At 57.9% G+C, this 15,769-nt stretch carries 14 protein-coding genes; 3 read left to right on the top strand and 11 right to left on the bottom strand.

All coding sequences use genetic code 11. The features are described from left to right. Positions 1–15: 15 nt before the first annotated feature. The 8 genes from fis to MDG893_RS12540 all read right to left on the bottom strand — a co-directional run bounded on the left by fis (position 16) and on the right by MDG893_RS12540 (position 7,967). A complete protein-coding gene (fis, locus tag MDG893_RS12575) occupies positions 16–333 on the bottom strand; it encodes a DNA-binding transcriptional regulator Fis (protein WP_007154166.1) in 318 nt (105 codons plus the stop codon). Beyond that, entirely contained in the window at positions 330–1,325 is a 996-nt protein-coding gene (gene dusB, locus MDG893_RS12570; protein WP_244264428.1) for a tRNA dihydrouridine synthase DusB, read from the bottom strand. Before dusB ends, fis begins: the two co-directional genes overlap by 4 nt. Before the next feature lie 219 nt (positions 1,326–1,544). Further along, positions 1,545–2,798, bottom strand: a complete 1,254-nt coding sequence (locus MDG893_RS12565; RefSeq protein ID WP_007154164.1) for a DUF3426 domain-containing protein — start codon at positions 2,796–2,798, stop codon at positions 1,545–1,547. 62 nt (positions 2,799–2,860) lie between these two features. Next, on the bottom strand, positions 2,861–3,757 hold the full coding sequence (gene prmA / locus MDG893_RS12560; protein WP_007154163.1) for a 50S ribosomal protein L11 methyltransferase: 897 nt from the start codon (positions 3,755–3,757) through the stop codon (positions 2,861–2,863). 33 nt (positions 3,758–3,790) lie between these two features. After that, entirely contained in the window at positions 3,791–5,137 is a 1,347-nt protein-coding gene (gene accC / locus MDG893_RS12555) for an acetyl-CoA carboxylase biotin carboxylase subunit (protein WP_007154162.1), read from the bottom strand. Positions 5,138–5,153: 16 nt separating this feature from the next. Continuing rightward, entirely contained in the window at positions 5,154–5,612 is a 459-nt protein-coding gene (accB, locus tag MDG893_RS12550; RefSeq protein WP_007154161.1) for an acetyl-CoA carboxylase biotin carboxyl carrier protein, read from the bottom strand. 28 nt (positions 5,613–5,640) lie between these two features. Continuing rightward, positions 5,641–6,081, bottom strand: a complete 441-nt coding sequence (gene aroQ / locus MDG893_RS12545) for a type II 3-dehydroquinate dehydratase (RefSeq protein WP_007154160.1) — start codon at positions 6,079–6,081, stop codon at positions 5,641–5,643. 272 nt (positions 6,082–6,353) lie between these two features. Next, entirely contained in the window at positions 6,354–7,967 is a 1,614-nt protein-coding gene (locus MDG893_RS12540) for a diguanylate cyclase (RefSeq protein ID WP_007154159.1), read from the bottom strand. A 199-nt stretch (positions 7,968–8,166) separates the two neighbouring features. On the opposite strand from MDG893_RS12540, the gene MDG893_RS12535 reads away from it, so the two are divergent. Continuing rightward, positions 8,167–10,155: a bifunctional diguanylate cyclase/phosphodiesterase gene (locus MDG893_RS12535; RefSeq protein WP_007154158.1), complete on the top strand. Its 1,989-nt coding sequence runs from the start codon at positions 8,167–8,169 to the stop codon at positions 10,153–10,155. A gap of 129 nt (positions 10,156–10,284) precedes the next feature. Further along, entirely contained in the window at positions 10,285–11,334 is a 1,050-nt protein-coding gene (locus MDG893_RS12530) for a DUF2333 family protein (protein ID WP_007154157.1), read from the top strand. A gap of 77 nt (positions 11,335–11,411) precedes the next feature. On the opposite strand, the gene ppa is transcribed toward MDG893_RS12530, so the two are convergent. From ppa to rpiA, 3 genes are all read right to left on the bottom strand, one after another. After that, on the bottom strand, positions 11,412–11,939 hold the full coding sequence (gene ppa / locus MDG893_RS12525) for an inorganic diphosphatase (RefSeq protein WP_007154156.1): 528 nt from the start codon (positions 11,937–11,939) through the stop codon (positions 11,412–11,414). A 102-nt stretch (positions 11,940–12,041) separates the two neighbouring features. Next, positions 12,042–13,181, bottom strand: coding sequence for an acyl-CoA dehydrogenase family protein (locus MDG893_RS12520; RefSeq protein WP_007154155.1), 1,140 nt, complete (start codon positions 13,179–13,181; stop codon positions 12,042–12,044). A 216-nt stretch (positions 13,182–13,397) separates the two neighbouring features. Beyond that, positions 13,398–14,078, bottom strand: a complete 681-nt coding sequence (gene rpiA / locus MDG893_RS12515; RefSeq protein ID WP_007154154.1) for a ribose-5-phosphate isomerase RpiA — start codon at positions 14,076–14,078, stop codon at positions 13,398–13,400. 139 nt (positions 14,079–14,217) lie between these two features. Here rpiA and ilvA point away from each other — a divergent pair, with 139 nt between their 5' ends. After that, the gene (gene ilvA, locus MDG893_RS12510; protein ID WP_007154153.1) at positions 14,218–15,753 is read left to right on the top strand and encodes a threonine ammonia-lyase, biosynthetic; all 1,536 of its coding nucleotides are present in this window, start codon (positions 14,218–14,220) and stop codon (positions 15,751–15,753) included. The last annotated feature ends 16 nt before the right edge of the window (positions 15,754–15,769 follow it).

Raw genomic sequence — 15,769 nt, 5'->3', positions numbered from 1 at the left:
AATCGGGTAGCTGGATTATAGCAGACCGTACTGTTTGAGCTTCTTGCGCAGGGTGCCGCGGTTCAGGCCAAGCATGGTCGATGCCTTGGTCTGGTTGTTGCGGGTGTATTTCATCACCTGTTCGAGCAGCGGGGCCTCGACTTCCGATAACACCAGTTGGTAGACCTCGGTCACCGGGGCGCCATCGAGTTGGGCAAAATAATTTTTAAGGGCAACTTCCACGCTGTCGCGCAGGGTAACCGTGTTGCCGCTGCTGTTCACCGTTTGCAACTGATGAATATCATCGTTGGCCGGTGGGGTCAGGTTGTCTTTAGCCAAAGTCTCAGCGGTCATGCTGCGAATACCTCTCCATTTCGTAAGCCTGCAAAGTACTGTTGAATGCTGTCTTTCTGCGCCATCGCGTCGTCGATGGCGTTGAAGCGTTTTCTGAACTGTTTCTCTTCGTCGTGGGACTGGAGGTACCAGCCCACGTGTTTCCTGGCAATTCGCACGCCCATGGTTTCGCCGTAAAAGCGGTGCAGGGCGTCCAGGTGTTCGCTTAGTACCTGTTCCACCTCATCCACAGGCGGCTCGGCAAGGTGCCTACCGGTTTCCAGAAAATGCAGGATTTCCCGGAAAATCCAGGGCCGGCCCTGTGCGCCACGGCCGATCAGCAGCCCGTCGGCGCCGGTGAATTTCAGTACATGCTGTGCCTGTTCCGGCGAGTTGATGTCGCCGTTGGCAAATACTGGAATGCTTACCCGGGACTTCACATCGGCGATCGTGTCGTACTCGGCCTCGCCCTTGTAGGCATCGGCACGGGTACGACCATGAATGGCCAGGGCCTGGATGCCAGCGTCTTCGGCCATGCGGGCAATCAGTGGCGCATTCCGATGTTCCCTGTCCCAGCCCGTGCGCATCTTCAGTGTCACCGGGATGTCCACGGCGGCCACGACCGCTTTCAGGATATCCCGCACCAGCGCCTCATCTTTCATCAGTGCTGAGCCGGCGGCCTTGTTACACACCTTCTTGGCCGGGCAGCCCATGTTGATATCGATGATCTGGGCGCCGAACTCGGCATTCAGTCTGGCGGCGTTGGCCAGCATTTCAGGGTCGCCGCCGGCGATCTGTACTGAACGGGGCTCGGGTTCACCTTCATGATTCATACGCGTTTTTGACTTGCGCGTATGCCACAGTTTGCTGTCCGCAATGACCATCTCGGATACCGCCAGGCCAGCGCCCATGCGCCGGCAGAGCAGGCGAAAAGGACGGTCTGTTACACCGGCCATAGGTGCAACAATCAACGGACTGGGCAGGGTATACGGCCCGATTTTTGCCGTTGGCAGCATGATCTGAATCCGTGTAACAGCGGGTTAAGCGAACGTCGGAAGTGAACGGCTGCTCAATAAGTAACCGATCCTGATCCGAAGGGCGGTAATGATACCGCTGGCAGAGATCCTATTGAAGGGGCGAAGCCATGAAAAAATTGATTATTTTTCGTCCTTTCTGGTTGACTTTCAGTCTATTCGGTGGCGGTCCCTGGTTTCTGTCGAGTGAGGACTTGCTTACTCCTGATAGGCTCGGAAGGCGATATTGTAGTTCACGGCGTCCTTTCCGGGATCGCGGATATTGATGACAATCCTGACCGGAGTATCAGTCGGCATTGCCTCAAGATCACGGCCGTCTCCCGCCAGATACTCGTCCGGTGTGAACACACTCTGGGCGACCACATCACCATTCAGATTGGAGAACGTCAGGGCAATGGCGGGGAATGGCTGTTCAAAGGCGGCCCGGTTGATGATGACGGCATCAACCACCAGTTGGCTGCGGTTTTCCGGGTTGGTCCTGACCACCAGTTTACGGCTTTGGATGGCATCCACATTGATCAGCGGTTTCAGTTCGCAACCGGCGATCTCGCAGCCCTGTTCGTAAAAGGGGCGCAGTTCCGGTATGGAGGACAGGCGGTCGAACTGGAACCAGGTGACTTGCGCCACCAGGACGCCGAGCAGCGCGAGTATGATCAGGGTCCATAACGCCGCTCTCACGCGCCCCCTACCATTGCCTGCTACAGAGACCGGTTCCCTGCGCAGGTTACTGTAGGGGGAAACGGCGACTAGAGGTTCGTTGTCAGTCACCGGGCCAGCGTCATAGTCGAAGGATGATGATTGAGGTTCATCGACGTAGAAACCATCCGCGTTGTCTACGGGCTCCAGGCTCAGGTCTTCGGGTTGCCGTGGTGTTTCTTCGGGCTCATCCCAGGCTGGCTCCTCAAATGGCTCGTTCTCGGGGGGCTCTGGTTGTGGTTGCTCGAACTCCGCAGGTTCTTCTGGTGGCTCGGGTTCCGTGGGTGCGGGCTTGGCTTTGCGCCTGGTGTCGTCTTCTTCGGACAACATTGCCTCGGCCCAGCTTTCATCGATTTTTTCGTCGGTTTCGTCGTCGTTGTCAGTCTCGAACGTGCCACCGCTGCGCTCGTCGACGGTGCGAAAGCTGTCGCTCAGTTCGTCGTCGGAGAAGGTCAGCCGGGTACCAGCGTATGGGCCCTCGGCCGCATCCTCCTCAGGGTTGTCCGCAAAAATCAGGTCATCATCCGAGGCGAACCCCTGATGCGCTGGAGCATCCTGCTGTTCCAGGGCTGCCGGGCCGCTCTTTGGGCTGGAGGCACCTGAAGAGCCCTCGCTTATCCGGTGTTCGACGGCATTGAACACCGCCATGCAGTTGCCGCAACGCACTTTTCCGCTGGCTACGCTCAGCTGTGCGTCGGTGACCCGGAACCGGGTTTCACATTTTGGGCATCGTGTCTGCAGGCTGCTCTGGGTCATGCTTCTTTCCTGTAAGCGGCGTCGCTACGAGTCACGGAGTTTAGTTGGTTCGTAAGAGTTCGTCACCTGTCGTTGCGCCGTCCTGTGAGCCGTATCCACTCCTCGCGTTGTTCCGGCTCGTCCATGATGAACCAGGGCTCGTAGGCCTCCATGACCTCCCGGGCCTGGTTGGACAGTATGCCGGACAACACAATATCACCGCCCGGTTTTACCTTTGCAGCCAACCTGGGCGCCAGGCCAATCAATGGCTGGGCCAGTATGTTAGCCAGCATGATGTCCGCCATGGTATCGGGTTCATCCCCGGGCAGGAACAGGTCCAGCCGGTCTTCTTCAACCTTGTTGCGGCGCGCGTTTTCGCGGCTGGCTTCCAGTGCCTGGGGGTCTGTATCGACCCCGATAACGTGGTCGGCGCCCAGCAACAGGGCCGCAAGACCCAGTATGCCGGAGCCACAGCCATAGTCGATCACCTGCCGTGAGGTCACGTCCTGACCATCAAGCCATTCCAGGCATAGCGCCGTGGTGGGGTGAGTTCCGGTGCCAAAGGCCAGGCCGGGATCCAGCAGCAGGTTGGCGGCGTGCGGGTCCGGAGCGTCATGCCAGCTGGGCACAATCCAAAGCCGGTCACCGAAGCGCAGCGGCTTGAAATCGTCCATCCATTCACGCTCCCAGTCCTTGTCCTCCACCAGGGTAACGTCGATGTCGGGCAGTGACTGTTGTGTCTGCTGGTGCCAGGCATCCTTAACGGCGGCGCAGAGCTCTTCGATATCGCGATCGGACCCGAACAGGCCGGTGACGCTGGTCTGGTGCCAGAGCGGTGTTGTGCCCGGGTCGGGTTCGTACAGGGGCTGGTCGGCGGCATCTTCCATGGAGACGGCCTCAGCGCCCATCTCCATCAGCAGATCCTCAAGCTGGTCCGCGTTATCGGGATCAGCCGGGATCTGTAGTTGTATCCAGGGCATGTGGGTGTCCTGTTTGGTAGACGAATCAACGGGTCAGTCCCGTATCAGTTTTTCCAGATAATGGATAGTGAAGTCTACCTGTTTAAAGCCGCCATCGCGTACCAGTTTCCTGTGCAAGGCCTGGTTGGTCTTGATACCTTCAACCACCAGTTCGTCCAGCGCGTTCTTCATGCGGCGACGGGCTATTTCCCGGTCATCGCCCCAGGTGATCAGTTTGGCCACCATGGAGTCGTAGTACGGCGGTACCGTGTAGCCGCTATAAAGATGCGAATCCACTCGTATGCCGTTGCCACCTGGCGCATGGAAATGCTTGACCTTGCCTGGGCTGGGAACGAAGGTTTGCGGATCTTCTGCGTTGATACGGCATTCCAGCGCATGGCCGGAGATCTTGATTTCGTCCTGGCTGTATTGCAGGGGCAGGCCGCTGGCAATGCGCAGTTGCTCACGAACGATATCGACACCGGTCACCATCTCTGACACCGGATGCTCCACCTGCACCCGCGTGTTCATCTCGATAAAGTAGAAAGCGCCGTCCTGGTACAGGAACTCGAACGTACCCGCACCCACGTAGCCAATTTCCTTGCAGGCGTCGACACAGGCTTTCAGGGTTTTCTCGCGCGCTTCCGGGTCGATATTCGGCGCAGGGGCTTCTTCGATGACTTTCTGGTGCCTGCGTTGCATGGAACAGTCACGGTCGCCAAGGTGAATGACGTTGCCGTGGGTATCCGCCAGTACCTGCACTTCGACGTGGCGGGGGCGTTCCAGATATTTTTCGAGGTAAACCGTAGCGTCCCCGAAAGAGTTCTTGGCTTCCGACTGTGTGACCTGCACGCTCTTCAGCAAGGCCGCTTCGGAATGAACCACCTGCATACCACGACCACCACCGCCAGATGCGGCTTTGATAATGACCGGATAGCCAATTTTACGGGCGATTTCCAGGGTGCGGTTGTCGTCATCCGTCAATGGGCCGTCTGAGCCCGGCACGGTGGGAACGCCTGCCGCAATCATTGAGTTGATGGCAGAAACTTTGTTGCCCATCAGGCGAATGGTATCGGCTCTGGGGCCGATAAAGCGGAAGCCGCTTTTTTCAACCTGTTCGGCGAAATCCGCGTTTTCGGCGAGGAAGCCGTAACCTGGATGGATACCGACGGAGTCCGTCACTTCTGCCGCACTGATAATAGTCGGGATGTTCAGGTAACTGTCTGTTGCACTGTTGGGGCCGATACAGACCGACTCGTCCGCCAGACGGACATGCATGAGGTCACGGTCGACCTGGGAGTGGACAGCCACGGTTTTGATGCCCAGCTCCTTGCAGGCGCGCAGGATGCGCAGGGCAATTTCGCCGCGATTTGCGATCAGGACTTTTTCTAACATAGCCATGAGAGTATCACCGGGTTCAGGAAATGATGATCATCGGCTGGTCGAACTCGACCGGCTGACCGTTCTCCACCAGGATCTCGGCGATGGTGCCGCTTTTATCTGCCTCGATCTGGTTCATCATCTTCATGGCTTCGACGATGCACACCACGTCGCCGGCTTTCACTGACTGCCCGACTTCCACGAACGCTTTCGCGGTGGGCGAGGGTGAGCGGTAGAAGGTGCCGACCATTGGCGACTTCACCGCATGGCCGGAGGGCTCTGCCGGCTTTGCGGGCTCGTCGGCGGCTGGCGCGGACGGCTGCGGCGACGCGGGCTGGGGTGCTGGCGACGGATACTGGGCCATATACTGTGGCGCGGCCAGTTGTTCACGGCGTCGGGAAATGCGAACAGAATCATCACCCTCGTGAATCTCCAGCTCCTCGACGTCGGATTCCTCCAGCAGTTCGATAAGTTTCTTGATCTTGCGAATGTCCATAGTCAGTCCGATCCCGTTTTAATCAGTTCTATCGATGAATTCGTTGCAGGGCGGCTTCGAGTGCAAGGTCGTACCCCTGGCTGCCCAGCCCGCAGATAACGCCATCGGCGATATCAGAAAAGTATGAGTGATGACGGAATGCTTCCCGCGCATGCACGTTGGAAAGATGGACCTCAATAAACGGTATGCCCGAGGCCAACATGGCGTCCCGCAGTGCAACACTGGTATGGGTGAACGCCGCCGGGTTGAAGATGATGAAATCAACCCCTTCTGATCTGGCTTCGTGTATCCGCTCAATCAGTTCATATTCCGCGTTTGACTGTAAATGTAGCAGGTGATGGCCATCTTCGGCGGCTTTCCGATGCAAACGGTCGTCAATGTCCGCCAATGTCTCGTGGCCGTACACCTCCGGCTCGCGGGTTCCCAGCATGTTCAGGTTGGGGCCATGAAGTACGAGTATGGTTGACATGATTTCGTCTGCCTTGCTGACGTTTTTACAGGATCGCCGAATTTAGCGACATTTTCCCTCAATGGTGCGTTCTTGAAGTCTTCAGATCAACACTTTTTGACAATCGGGTATGTGTCGAAAAGTATCTTGCACACGCAAAAGCACTCTTTGTCGTTTGCACGGTCATTGTCGTGAAGGGTGATCAGGAGTTCTATAAGACGTTGGTTTCATAAAACGGCCCCGAGAGCGGGGCGGGGCCGTTGGTGGGGAGAACCAACCTGTGTCGGTTGGAGTCAGTCGCCGGCGGCGGTCACGCAATTGCGGCCCTCGGCCTTGGACCGGTAAAGCGCCTTATCCGCCCGTTCGCAGAGGGCCTGGGAGGTATCGCCTTTCCAGGCGGCAACACCGCAGCTGAAGGTGACGTTAAACTCCCGGTCACCAGCCGGTTGAAGCAGTTCCGAGAAACGCTCGCGGATTTCGTTCAGCACATTGCGGGCATCGCTCTCGCGGGTGTCCGGCAGAATAATGGCAAACTCCTCACCACCGTATCGGCCAATGTGGTCGGTCTTGCGCAAGCGTTGTTTCAGGAACATGGACAGGCTTCGCAGCACACGGTCGCCAATGGGGTGGCCAAACGTGTCATTCACCTTCTTGAAGTAGTCGATGTCGATCATTGCAAAGCACAATTGTTGGTCTTTCTGCCGCGCCCGCACGATTTCCTGATCGAGCAGGTGCAGGGTATGAGTGTGATTGAACAAGCCGGTGAGGCTGTCGCGGATCATCAGCGCCAGCAGCGACCGGGCACGCCGGCCCCGATTGTGTATGGTGGAAATCAGGTGTTTCGGATCAATCGGCTTGGTCAGGAAGTCATCGCCTCCCAGGCTCATGGCATGCAGCTGTTTGGAAACGTCTTCCTCGGCGGAAAGGTAGATGATGGGCACGCTGTGGAAGCGGTCCTGCTGGCGGATCACCCGCGCGATTTCCATGCCGGTGCAGCCGGGCATGTACATGTCCAGGATGATGATTTCCGGTGAGAACGACTCCAGCGCATGAATGATTTCCATCGGGTCGGTGATGATGTGAGCATTCATGCCCGCTTTTTTCAGAACCGTTTCCATGAACTTGGCCTGAGCGCGGGAGTCGTCCAGCACCAGCACTTTATAGGGCTCAACGGTATTGCCGTGGGTGTAGGTCTCGATCTTCTCGATCAACTGGCCTGGATCCACCGCCGGGTAAAAGAATTCCTCACCACCGCAGCGGGACGCCCGCAGGCGGGTTTGGATGGTGCCATCCTCGTCGCTCATGAAGATGATGGGGATGGGGGTGTCGTGTCGCTCCTGAAGCCGTTCGATGGTGGCAATGCCGCTCAGCGGTTCACCGCCGTAGTTCACGTCCATCAGAATGGTTTCGGGTTTGTGAAGTGCACAGGCTTCGATCAGCTTGTCGGCAGTGTTGAATGCTGACGCACGGAAGCCGAAAAACTCAAGCTGACGGATCAGGCGGCCGGCCATTTCCTCACTGGCCAGAGCAATATAGACGGGCGTCCGTCGATATTGCTGGGGGGCCTCGCTGGCTTCCTGGTCGGTCCGTCTCAACGTGCAATGAGACAGCTGTTCAATGGCATCCTGAAGCTTGCGATCCAGCCCTTCGGGCAGCGCGGTGCCTTCCGGCCACTCGCCGATCAGGTCGAACACCTGGCGCCCGGAATCGGCATGGCTTTCCATGTCGAAGCGCTTTGCGTAGCGAACCAGTTTGTCGGCTGCTCTGGCAAAATCGCCCCTGAAGACGGCAGACTGGCCGGTGTCTTCGTGGATCTTCTGCCATGTATCCAGGACGACGCGCGCCTGGGTGGTGACACGGCGAGCGAAGTGCTGCCTGAGTTTGTCTTTCTGGCTATCGTCGTTCATTGTGCTCCGGCCTGTGTTTTTCTCGTTCTGAGCCGCCCGTTTCCGGTACGGGCGGATATTTTCAACATTAGTCTTTTTGCAGAGTCTATAGTGTTTAATGTTGTCGGCGTAGGTGACGCAGTGTAAATGTTTGTCAACTCTGCGGGGCAGATCACACCAGATAGCCGACAATCGTTGCTTCAGATAGGGGCTGCCAGTGATGGCACGGACGCAAAACGACCGACAGATCTCTCACCAGCAGGGTGTTATTACCTTGCGCAGCCTGCTATTGCTGTTCACCGGGGGCATGTTGCTGCTCGTGCTGGTGGCGGCGGCCAGCGTCAGTTTTGACCGGTTCCGGGATTACATGTCGGACCAACTCCAGGGCCACGCCCGGGATGGGGCCACGGCCATAGGCTTGTCCCTGTCCAATGCCATAGACGGCCGCGATCCAGTGGCCTCGTCTTCATTGATCGATGCGGTTTTCGACAGTGGTCGTTATCTCTCGGTGGTTTACGTCAATAACCAGGGTGAGGAAGTGGCCGGTCGGGGAACCTCGCTGCGTGAGGTGGATGTGCCGGGCTGGTTTGTGGCGCTGGCGGATCTGCCCCTGCCGGTGGGCGAAGCGGAAGTGGTACGCGGCTGGAGCCGGTTGGGTAAGGTGCGGGTCGTGAGCCACCCTGGCCGGGCCTACGAAGACCTGTGGGTGGTGACGGTGAGAATCGTGGCCGGCTCTGCCTTGATTGGTGGCCTTGGGCTGATCGGCCTGTTCTGGATGATGACACGCCTGATGCGTCCGCTCAGGGCTGTCGAGAAGCAGGCCAAGGCCTTGGGTAAACGGGACTTCAGGCGCCGGGTCGACATCACCTCCACGCGGGAATTGAACCAGGTTACCCACGCTATGAATCAGATGGCGGATGACCTCGGTCGACTCTTTGAGGGGCAGGCCAAACTGATTCAGCACCTGCGCAAGGTCAACAACGAAGACAACCTGACTGGGCTTGCGAGCCGGGGGGCGTTCGAACAGCGCCTAAAGGTTGAAGTGGAATCGGAAGAGCGGTCCGCCCCAGGGGTGCTGTTCCTGATTCAGTTGGAAGCGTTCGCCCAGTATAACCAGAGTTATGGCCGCGACGAGGCCGACCGTCTGCTGATTCGCATTGCGGGGGCACTGAATGCTTTTGTTAACGCCCACAGCGATTCGTTCGCCGGCCGCTTGACTGGCGCCGGGTTTGCGGTCTTCCTGCCGGGCGTTTCACGCGCCGACGGCGTGATCTGGTGTCGTCAATTGGTCGAGGAACTGGACGGCATCTACTCGGACCTCTCCGCGCCCATGGATGTGGCTGTTCACGCTGGCATTGCCCAAGCCGCCGAAACCCGCAAAGCAGATGAGCTGATGTCGGCGGCCGACGAAGCGCTCCGGCAAGCACAGATGGAGGAGGGGTCTGCCTGTCATGCTGCTGATCGCGACCGGCATGAGCACCATGACAGTGAAAAATGGCGAGTCATGATTGGCGAAGCAATCGCCCAGGGGCAGATGTCGCTGTGGATGCAGCCCATGATCAGTAATGGCGATGACGGCGTGCTGTTCCACCAGGTGTTTTCCCGGATGAGAACGGAGGATGGCTGGATCAAGGCCGGTATTTTTGTGCCTATGGCGGAACGTTTTGGCATGATTCCGGACATTGATCGCTGGGTCCTTGAACGTTCTCTGGCGTTGCTGCGTCTGGAACCGGACACCCGCCTGGCATTGAGTCTGGGCATGGTTTCGGTGGCCAGTGAGACCTTCCGTAAAGAGCTTCTGGAGCAGTTGTCCGCTGCCGGAAAGGAGCGCCGGCGATTGCAGATCGGCATTTCCGAGCAGGCCGTCCACCATCACCGCACAGCAGTGGGGCTCCTGGTGCGTGGGTTGAACCGGCTGAAGGTGTCGGTGATTGTCGACCGCTTTGGTGTCGGCGGGGTGCCCTTCAGCTACCTGAGGAATCTGAGGTTCCAGGCGCTGCGTATTGATAACAGCTTCGTTCATGATATCGATAGCCACGACGACAACCGCTTCTACCTCGAATCCGTGACCACCATTGCCCACAGCCGCGGCGTGCGCGTCTACGTCACAGGTGTTGAAACCGCCGCTGAATACGCGGCACTGCAGGGTGTCGGTATCGACGGCGCAATGGGGTACCATCTGGGCCGTCCCTTCGAGGCGGGACATTAGTATGTGATCGCGGCGACTGTGCCGCAAAACGCCGCAAATTGCATAAACGTTGCCGTTGCTTCATGGTATTCGCAGTGCGCGAACGGATAGCGTCCGGGATAAAACGACAGACAGGGGAACTGAAAACCGATGCCAGGAAAAATCAGACAGTATTTCAGTGATCGCAAAGACGACGTGCGGGACTACACCGGTGGTGGGGTTGTCGGCAAGTTTATACTGGCCGTTGTGGTTGTCTATCTGCTTGTTGCCCTGGTGCTAGGCATGATCTGGAGCAGCGAGCCAGACGTTTTCTCTGTACGCGAACACACACGCACCGTAGCCGACGAGATGCAGCGGGAGCCGGTGGCCGGTTTTGCAACAACGGTGACCATGATTCGGGTTGCAGAGACTCTTCTCGATAAGCCCGGCGGCTACGTTTCCAATGACATATTCCCGCCGGGGCTTTGGCTGGACAATATGCCCAACTGGGAATACGGCGCCCTCGTCCAGCTTCGCGATTTTTCCCGCGCCATGCGCAAAGACATCAGCCGCTCCCAGAGCCAGTCCGCTGAGGACCCCGACCTGACCATCGCTGAGCCCCAGTTCCACTTTGACAGTGGCAGTTGGGCGATTCCATCCACCGAGGCGGAGTATCGCCGTGGCATCAAGGCCCTGTACAGCTACCTGGACCGCTTGTCGCGCCCGGATCAGCCCAACGCCCAGTTCTTCGCCAGAGCCGACAATCTGGCCAACTGGCTGGCGGACCTTGAAACCCGCCTGGGCAGCCTATCCCGCACGCTCGGTGAGAGCGTTGGCAAAGCGTCGGTGTCCGACGCTGTTTCCAACGTCAATCCTGGAGACCCGCTGTCGGAAGATGTCATGGGCGAGGAGGTCAAAACCTCATGGACGAAAATTGACGACGTGTTTTACGAGGCCCGCGGCAGCGCCTGGGCCCTGCTGCACATCTTCCGCGCCATCGAAGTGGACTTCCGCAAGGTGCTGAACGACAAGAACGCTCTGGCGAGTGCCAAGCAGATTATCATTGAGCTGGAAGGTACCCAGGGAGAGATGTGGAGCCCCGTGATCCTGAACGGCAGCGGCTTTGGTGTGTTGGCCAACCACTCACTGACCATGGCGGCGTATCTATCTCGTGCCAGTGCCGCGATCAGCGATATGCGTGACCTGCTGACCCGGGGTTGATGCCGGTATAGCATTGCCGCATAAAAAAACCGGGCCTCTCAGCCCGGTTTTTTGTTATCGCCTGAAGGCTTCGCCTATCAGTCTTTGTAGGCTTTCACAGACGCTTCGATGGCCTTCTTGGCTTCGGCAGCACTGGCCCAGCCCTGAACCTTAACCCACTTGCCCGGCTCCAGCGTCTTGTAGTTCTCGAAGAAGTGCTGGATCTGGTCGCGGAGCAGTTGCGGGAGATCTTCCACATCTTTCACGTCGGTATAGCTCTTGGTGAGCTTGTCGTGGGGGACGGCAACCAGTTTGGCGTCGCCACCGGCTTCGTCTTCCATGTTCAGTACACCGACCGGGCGACAGCGAATCACGGAACCTGCCTGCACCGGATACGGGGTGACGACCAGTACGTCGATCGGGTCGCCGTCGTCAGCCAGGGTGTGGGGAATGAAGCCATAGTTGGCCGGGTAGAACATTGGCGTAGCCATGAAACGGTCTACCAGCAGGGCGCCCATGTCCTTGTCCAGCTCATACTTCACTGGGGAGCTGTTGGATGGGATTTCAATGGCGACGTAGATGTCTTCCGGCGGGTTCTTGCCAGCAGGGATATGGTCGAAGTTCATGATCGATCCTTTCTGAAGTGCGTTTAACTGCGTTTAAAAAGTGGGCGCAATTATACGGGACAATGGGGTGGATCGAAACTAAACGTTGGTATCGCCTGACCGCTACAACCGCATCTGCTTGGCAATCAACTCCTTCATAATCTCGTCGGTGCCACCGCCAATCGACAGAATCTTCCCATCCCGGTACAGCCGCTCCACCACCGATTCCCGCATATACCCCATGCCGCCATGAATCTGGACCGCTTCGCGGGTGACTTTCTCGCACACGTCCACCGCAAAGTTCTTCGCCATGGCAACCTGCTTGATGGGGTTCTTGCCCGCCTGCATCAGTGCGGCGCAGCGATAGGTATACTCCCGCGCCACATCCACCTGGGTGGCCATGTCCACCAGCTTGTGACGGGTGACCTGGAATTTGTTCACCGGGCGGCCAAAGGCTTCCCGTTGGCCGGCCCAGGCCATGGACGCCTCGAGGGCGATTTCAGCCGTCATGTAGGCCATGATCGATAAGCTGAGGCGTTCGAACAGGAAATTGCTCATGATCGCGATAAAACCGGCATTCTCGGCGCCAATCAGGCGGTTGGCAGGCACCCGGCAGTCCTCGAAGAACAGCTCCGCCGTGTCGCTGGCCCACCAGCCCATTTTCTTGAGCTTCTTGCCGGTGGAAAAGCCGGGCATATCGCGGTCAATCAATAACAGGCTGATGCCACCATGGCCCTCGCCACCGGTGCGTACCGCAACGGTGTAATGATCGGCACGCATGCCGCTGGTGATAAAGGTTTTGCTGCCGTTGACGATGTAGTCATCGCCGTCCCTGACAGCCCGGGTTTTGATGTTGGCAACGTCGGACCCGCCGCCGGGCTCGGTAACTGCCAGCGCGGCAATCTTCTCGCCTCGCAGCACCGAGGGCACAATCGCTTCTTTTACGTCCTGCTGTGCCCACTTCGCCACCGGAGGCAGGCCGATATCCAGCGAGCCCAGCCCAGCCACCAGGCCGCCGGAGGTGGATCGCATCAGCTCTTCGGAGACGGCGACTTTCATGAAAATATCGCCTTCACCAATGCCGCCAAGACTTTCCGGAAAACCGACCCCAAGCAGTCCGGCCTCCCCAGCGGTCTTATAGAGCTCCCTGGGGAACTCGCCAGCTTCCTCCCAGTCGTCTATATAGGGCAATACATGAGTGGCAACGAACTTGCGGGCACTCTGGCGAACCTGTTCATGGGTATCGTTGAAATAATCAGACACGGAAAGCCTCCCTCAATCGGAAATCATGAGATCAGTCTCACGCAAAAAAAGGAACCAAGCAAGCGCTTGGTTCCTGGAAGGCCCGAAAAGAGTCAGGGCCACGAAGAGGTGGGCTCATCAGGGGACGTCAAAAACATGGATGTTTTTGTCGAGCGTACACGGACGTATTAACAGCGTGCCCCTGATGAGTTTACCTCTTCGTGGTTTCCTCCGACGTTAGCCATCCTTGCGGGAGATCGTCTTTACCCCATCTTCAGTACCAAGCAACAACAAATCCGCAGGCCGTCGCGCAAACAGCCCATTGGTCACAATGCCTACAATATTGTTCAACTGCTCTTCCACCTGAATCGGGCGGGAAATATCCAGATTGTGGATATCCAGAATGATATTGCCGTTGTCGGTGGTAAAACCCTCACGATAAACCGGGTCGCCGCCCAGCTTGACGATTTCGCGGCCAACATGACTGCGGGCCATGGGCACCACTTCAACCGGAAGCGGAAACGCGCCCAGGATGTCCACCTCCTTGGACCCATCGGCAATGCAGATAAACGTCTTGGCCACTGCCGCCACGATCTTTTCCCGGGTCAGGGCGCCACCGCCGCCCTTGATCAGTTCCAGGCGTTCATTGGTTTCATCGGCACCGTCGACATAAAACTCCAGTGGCCCGGCACTGTTGAGATCGTATACCGGAATACCATGGCTTTTCAGGCGCTCTGCCGTGGCGTCGGAACTGGCGACCGCACCATCGAAATCGGTGCGGATATCCGCCAGCAGATCGATGAAACAGTTAGCCGTACTGCCGGTACCCACGCCGATAACGCTCTCCTGATCCAGGTGCGGCCTGATATGGTCCAGTGCGGCCTTGGCGACGGCTTTCTTCAGTTCGTCCTGATTCATCGATCGACTCCGGTTTTGCAGGAAAGTGTGGTTAAAGCCGTCATTATAGCCCTTCAGTGGGGCGAGCTTATAGACGGAACCCCGGCAAAGTTTCTACACTGTTTGTTTTCCCAACGACAATCCAACTCTGGACGGACCCATGCCGCAACGCTACATAAAGAAAATCCTTGATGCCCGTGTCTACGACGTGGCCATCGAGACCCCGCTGACCGAGGCCCGCAGCCTCTCCAAGCGCTTTGGCAACAACATTATGCTCAAGCGCGAAGACCTTCAGCCGGTGTTTTCTTTCAAGATTCGCGGTGCCTACAACCGGATTGCGCAGCTCTCTGAAGAGCAGAAAGCCAAGGGTGTGATTTGTGCGTCTGCTGGCAACCATGCCCAGGGCGTGGCCCTGGCTTCCAAGAACCTGGGCATCAAGGCGGTCATCGTCATGCCTCAGACCACGCCAGAGATCAAAGTACGTTCGGTGCGTGATCACGGCGCCAAAGTGGTTCTCAAAGGCGATGCTTTTGACGAAGCCGCAGCCCATGCCCAGGAGTTGATCGCAAAACACGGCTACACCTATATCCCGCCCTTTGATGATCCTGACGTGATCGCCGGGCAGGGCACGGTGGCCATGGAAATCATGTGGCAGTTCAGCAAACCCATTCATGCCGTCTTTATCTGCGTTGGCGGCGGCGGACTGATTGCCGGCATGGCGGCTTACATCAAGTACCTGCGCCCGGAAATCAAGGTGATCGGTGTTGAGCCTGAGGATTCCAATTGTCTGCAGGCGGCCATGAAGGCCGGCAAGCGGGTGGTGCTGGACGAAGTCGGCATCTTCGCCGACGGCGTGGCTGTCAAGCAGATCGGCAAATACCCCTGGGAGATCTGCAAGGACTACGTGGATGAGGTGATCACCGTCTCCACCGACGAAATCTGCGCCGCCATCAAGGATGTGTTCGAAGACACCCGCTCCATCGCCGAGCCGGCCGGTGCGCTCGGCGTGGCTGGCATCAAGAAGTACATCGAGCGCGAGCAGATCGAGAACGAAAACCTGGTGGCCACCCTGAGTGGGGCCAACATGAACTTTGATCGCCTGCGCTATATCTCGGAGCGCACGGAGATCGGTGAAAAGCGTGAAGCCATCCTCGCGGTGACCATCCCGGAGAAACCGGGGGCCTTCAAGACGTTCATCAATGCTCTGCACAAGCGCAGCATCACCGAGTTCAATTACCGCTACGCCGACGCCACCAATGCGACCATATTCGTGGGCATCCAGATTGCGGCAGGCGGACACGGTCGTGAAGATCTGATCCAGGATCTGCGGGAAACCGGTTATTCCGTCATAGACCTGACTGAGAGCGATCTGGCCAAGCAGCATATTCGTCATATGGTAGGCGGCCACGCCCCGACGATAACCAACGAGAAGGTTTTCCAGTTTGAGTTCCCGGAGCGCCCGGGCGCCTTGCTGAAGTTCCTGATGTCGCTTGGCACCCGCTGGAATATCTCCATGTTCCACTACCGCAACCACGGTGCGGCCTACAGCCGTGTTCTGCTGGGTGCCCAGGTGGAAGACGACGAAGTGAAGGACTTCGAGAAAATGCTCGACAAGGTTGGCTTCCGCTACGAGAACATGACTGATAACGAGGCTTATCAGCTGTTTTTGGGAGCCGGAAACAATAAGTCTGGGTAACGCGGATCAGGATTGG

Source organism: Marinobacter algicola DG893 (genome assembly GCF_000170835.1).
GTDB classification, from domain to species: Bacteria; Pseudomonadota; Gammaproteobacteria; order Pseudomonadales; family Oleiphilaceae; genus Marinobacter; species Marinobacter algicola.
This window is presented reverse-complemented; position numbering and strand designations above follow the sequence as displayed.

What these genes read in the sequence shown, in the direction of transcription:
- fis (WP_007154166.1), bottom strand. Translation starts at nt 333, where the DNA reads ATGACCGCTGAGACTTTGGCTAAAGACAACCTGACCCCACCGGCCAAC.
- MDG893_RS12565 (WP_007154164.1), bottom strand. Translation starts at nt 2,798, where the DNA reads ATGACCCAGAGCAGCCTGCAGACACGATGCCCAAAATGTGAAACCCGG.
- prmA (WP_007154163.1), bottom strand. Translation starts at nt 3,757, where the DNA reads ATGCCCTGGATACAACTACAGATCCCGGCTGATCCCGATAACGCGGAC.
- accC (WP_007154162.1), bottom strand. Translation starts at nt 5,137, where the DNA reads ATGGCTATGTTAGAAAAAGTCCTGATCGCAAATCGCGGCGAAATTGCC.
- accB (WP_007154161.1), bottom strand. Translation starts at nt 5,612, where the DNA reads ATGGACATTCGCAAGATCAAGAAACTTATCGAACTGCTGGAGGAATCC.
- aroQ (WP_007154160.1), bottom strand. Translation starts at nt 6,081, where the DNA reads ATGTCAACCATACTCGTACTTCATGGCCCCAACCTGAACATGCTGGGA.
- MDG893_RS12540 (WP_007154159.1), bottom strand. Translation starts at nt 7,967, where the DNA reads ATGAACGACGATAGCCAGAAAGACAAACTCAGGCAGCACTTCGCTCGC.
- MDG893_RS12535 (WP_007154158.1), top strand. Translation starts at nt 8,167, where the DNA reads ATGGCACGGACGCAAAACGACCGACAGATCTCTCACCAGCAGGGTGTT.
- MDG893_RS12530 (WP_007154157.1), top strand. Translation starts at nt 10,285, where the DNA reads ATGCCAGGAAAAATCAGACAGTATTTCAGTGATCGCAAAGACGACGTG.
- ppa (WP_007154156.1), bottom strand. Translation starts at nt 11,939, where the DNA reads ATGAACTTCGACCATATCCCTGCTGGCAAGAACCCGCCGGAAGACATC.
- rpiA (WP_007154154.1), bottom strand. Translation starts at nt 14,078, where the DNA reads ATGAATCAGGACGAACTGAAGAAAGCCGTCGCCAAGGCCGCACTGGAC.
- ilvA (WP_007154153.1), top strand. Translation starts at nt 14,218, where the DNA reads ATGCCGCAACGCTACATAAAGAAAATCCTTGATGCCCGTGTCTACGAC.